4 protein-coding genes are annotated in these 3,442 nt (G+C 72.9%); 2 read left to right on the top strand and 2 right to left on the bottom strand.

All coding sequences use genetic code 11. The features are described from left to right. On the top strand, positions 1 to 582 hold a 582-nt coding region (locus GL263_RS23625), incomplete at its 5' end, for a pentapeptide repeat-containing protein (protein WP_182857766.1). Between the two features lie 71 nt (positions 583 to 653). Here GL263_RS23625 and GL263_RS23620 read toward each other — a convergent pair. Then, complete coding sequence (locus tag GL263_RS23620; RefSeq protein ID WP_182857765.1) at positions 654 to 1,151, bottom strand: hypothetical protein; 498 nt, start codon at positions 1,149 to 1,151, stop codon at positions 654 to 656. Positions 1,152 to 1,330: 179 nt separating this feature from the next. Between GL263_RS23620 and GL263_RS23615 the strand changes: the two genes are divergently transcribed. Next, positions 1,331 to 2,527, top strand: a complete 1,197-nt coding sequence (locus tag GL263_RS23615) for a S8 family peptidase (RefSeq protein ID WP_182857764.1) — start codon at positions 1,331 to 1,333, stop codon at positions 2,525 to 2,527. Positions 2,528 to 2,656: 129 nt separating this feature from the next. Here GL263_RS23615 and GL263_RS23610 read toward each other — a convergent pair whose 3' ends face one another. Further along, positions 2,657 to 3,232 carry a TerD family protein gene (locus GL263_RS23610; protein WP_182857763.1) on the bottom strand — a complete coding sequence of 192 codons (576 nt, stop codon included), beginning with the start codon at positions 3,230 to 3,232 and terminating at the stop codon, positions 2,657 to 2,659. Positions 3,233 to 3,442 lie beyond the last annotated feature (210 nt).

Raw genomic sequence — 3,442 nt, 5'->3', positions numbered from 1 at the left:
GTCCCCGAAGGCGACTACGACAGCGTGGAGTTCACCGGGGCCGACCTCGCCGGGTCCGACGCCGCCGGCGCCCGCTTCCTGGAATGCGCGCTGACGGACGTCCGACTCGACGACGCCCGGCTGGTCGGCGCCCGCTTCCTCGACTGCGTCGCCGAACGCCTCCACGCCACCGGCACGTCCCTCGCCTCCGCCCAGCTCCGCGACACCCGGCTCGACGAGCCGCGCCTCGGCGGCGTCCAACTGCACGGCGCCGCGCTCGAACGCGTCGCCTTCCACGGCGGCAAGCTCGACTACCTCAACCTGCGCGGCGCCACCCTGACCGACGTCGCCTTCGAGAACTGCGTGCTCGTCGAGCCCGACCTGGCCGGCGCCCGACTGCGCCGCGTCTCCTTCGACGGCTGCACCCTCCGCGACCTCGACCTCCGGCAGGCCACGCTCACCGACGTCGACCTGCGCGGCGCGGCCTCCCTCACCCTCGCCGACGGCTACGACCGGCTCGCCGGAGCCGTTGTCACCCCGAACCAGCTTCTCGACCTCGCCCCCGCCCTGGCCGCCCGCCTCGGCCTCCGCGTCGCCCCGTGAGGCGCCGGCGGCACGGCCGCTCACACCCTCGGGCGGTTCATACTCTGGGGCTGTTCACACCCTGGGGCTGTTCACACTCTGGGGAAGCGGGCGAGCAGCGTCCACACGGCCGGGTTGTCGCCCAGCGCCTCGTGCATGTCCGTCAGGTCCGCGACGAGGTCGTGCAGGAAGTCCCGTGCCTCTCGGCGCAGTTCGGCGTGGTTCAGGTTGAGCGGGGGCTCCTCCGCGTCCTGCCAGTCCGCGCCGATCTCCACCCAGCCGAAGCGCCGCCGGAAGTACATCCGGTCGGTCGACTCCGTGAAGTCCAGCTCCGCGTGCTGCGGCACGGCTGCCCGGCTGCCGAGCGGGTCGCGGTCGATCCGCTCGACGACGTCGCACAGCGCCCACGCGAAGTCCAGGACCGGCACCCACCCCCACGCCGTCGACAGCTCCCGGTCCGCCTCCACGTCGGCCACGTACACGTCGCCGCAGAACAGGTCGTGCCGCAGCGCGCGCACGTCCGCCGTGCGGTAGTCCGTCTGCGGCGGATCAGGGAAGCGGTTGGAGAGGCTGTACCCGAGGTCGATCACCGCCCGATGGTCCCACGCCGCCGCGTCAGGCCGTGCGGCCGCCGACGCCGACGGCCCTAACCGGCTTCCGGGTGAATCCACCTCTTCGCAGCACGGCATCCGGGTGAGCCCGCCGACACGCGCAAAACGCCGGGAACGGCTGCCGCGCGTCGCGGCGGACGCGTGGTGGTCTCACCGGCATGATCACTCGCCTCAGGTTCACCTCGACGGCCGCCGTCCTCGCGCTGGCGCTGGGCGCGCCGCTCACGGCCGTCGCCGCGCCGGCGGCGCCCGTACCGCCGAAGTCGACCCCCGCGCCGCTGGTCACCGCCGCGCACGCCGTGCCCGGCGAGTACATCGTGACCCTCGACGAGGGTACGGACGCCACCCGGCTCGCGGAGAAGCTGAAGGTGAAGCCGTCCTACGTCTACGGCCGGGCGATGAACGGCTTCGCCGTCGCGCTCACCGCCGCCCAGCTCGCCACGGTCCGGGCCACTCCCGGCGTCACCGCCGTGGAGGAGGACGGCAGCGTCGAGGCCGTGCCGCTGCCGTCGGAGGCCGACGTCCGCGCGCCCGCCGCGACCTGGGGGCTGGACCGCATCGACCAGCGGCGGCTGCCGCTCGACAACAGCTTCACCACGGCCGGGAACGGCGCCGGCGTCCACGCGTACGTCCTCGACACCGGCATCGACTACGCGCACACGGAGTTCGGCGGCCGGGCCCGCCCCGGTTACGACGCGGTCGGCGACGGCCGCAACGGCGCCGACTGCCAGGGGCACGGCACCCACGTGGCCGGCACCGTCGGCGGCCGTACCTTCGGCGTCGCCCGCAAGGTCGGACTCGTGAGCGTGCGGGTACTGAACTGCGAGGGTCGCGGCACCAACGCCGGCATCATCGCCGGCCTCGACTGGGTCGCGCGGAACGCCACGCAGCCCGCCGTGCTGAACGGCTCCCTCGGCGGCGACGCCTCGCCGAGCGTCAACCGCGCCGCGAACGCCGTGTACGACGCCGGCGTGCTGCCGGTCTTCGCCGCGGGCAACAGCGCCGTCGACGCCTGCCGCGTCTCACCGGCCTCGGCGGAGCGCGCGTTCACCGTCGCGGCCACCGACATCTGGGACGAGGAGGCCCACTTCTCCAACTGGGGCCGCTGCGTCTCCCTCTACGCCCCGGGCCGGTCCATCGACTCCGCCAAGCTCGGCGGGGGCAGCGTCGCCCTGTCCGGGACGTCGATGGCCGCCCCGCACGTCGCCGGCGTCGCCGCCCTGTACAAGCAGGCGCACCCCGCCGCGACGGCTGCCGAGGTCGCCGCGTTCCTGGGCGACCGCTCCACGAAGGACGTGCTGCGCTCGGTCAGCAGGAACACCCCGAACCGCCTGCTCCACACGGCCGGCTACTGACCGCCCGCTTCCCGCCGCACGCCGCCTTCGGCGTGTGTGGCAGCGGGAAGCGGCGCGGAAACCGAGAACCGGCCCGCCGGGGTGTCCCGGTGGGCCGGTTCCTCAGCTGCCCCGCGGGCCGCGCGGGTCTCAGACGTTGACGCCGTAGTCCTGGGCGATGCCGACGAGGCCGGAGGCGTAGCCCTGGCCGACGGCGCGGAACTTCCACTCGTCGCCGTTGCGGTACATCTCGCCGAAGACCATGGCGGTCTCGGTGGCGGCGTCCTCGCTGAGGTCGTAGCGGGCGATCTCGACCTCGCCGGCCTGGTTCACGATGCGGATGTAGGCGTTGCGGACCTGGCCGAAGTTCTGGCTGCGGGACTCGGCCTCGTAGATGGAGACCGGGAAGACGATCTTGTCGACCTCGGCCGGCAGCAGCGACAGGTCGATCTTGATCGCCTCGTCGTCGCCGTCGCCCTCACCGGTGACGTTGTCACCGGTGTGCACGATGGCCTGCTCGGGCGAGGTCTTGTTGTTGAAGAAGATGAAGTGCCCGTCGGAGTAGACCTTGCCACTGGCGTTGACCGCGATCGCGGAGGCGTCGAGGTCGAAGTCCGTGCCGGTGGTGGTACGGACGTCCCAGCCGAGGCCGACGGTGACCGCGGTGAGGCCCGGGGCCTCCTTGGTGAGCGATACGTTGCCGCCCTTGGACAGGCTCACAGCCATGGGATAGGTCCCTTTCTTGTCGGTCCGCGCACCGGCGGTGCGTGATGCCGGTGACGGTACAGTCACTGTCCCCAACGCCAAGTGTGTATGCCCTGGTTCCAGGGTTGGGCGGAAGTCCGGGAAATCTCCGAAAAACGTCGGCGGGCGGCCGGGACCAGGGGGCGCGCCGGGCGCGCGGCCGGGGGCGCGCGGTGGTGCGGGGTGTGTGGG

The organism is Streptomyces durbertensis (assembly GCF_014156695.1).
GTDB lineage: Bacteria > Actinomycetota > Actinomycetes > Streptomycetales > Streptomycetaceae > Streptomyces > Streptomyces durbertensis.
The sequence above is the reverse complement of the archived record's forward strand: the minus strand, read 5'-3'. Positions and strand labels throughout refer to the sequence as shown.

Excerpts from the sequence above, each read along its gene's own strand:
- GL263_RS23615 (WP_182857764.1), top strand. The coding sequence starts at position 1,331 with ATGATCACTCGCCTCAGGTTCACCTCGACGGCCGCCGTCCTCGCGCTG.
- GL263_RS23610 (WP_182857763.1), bottom strand. The coding sequence starts at position 3,232 with ATGGCTGTGAGCCTGTCCAAGGGCGGCAACGTATCGCTCACCAAGGAG.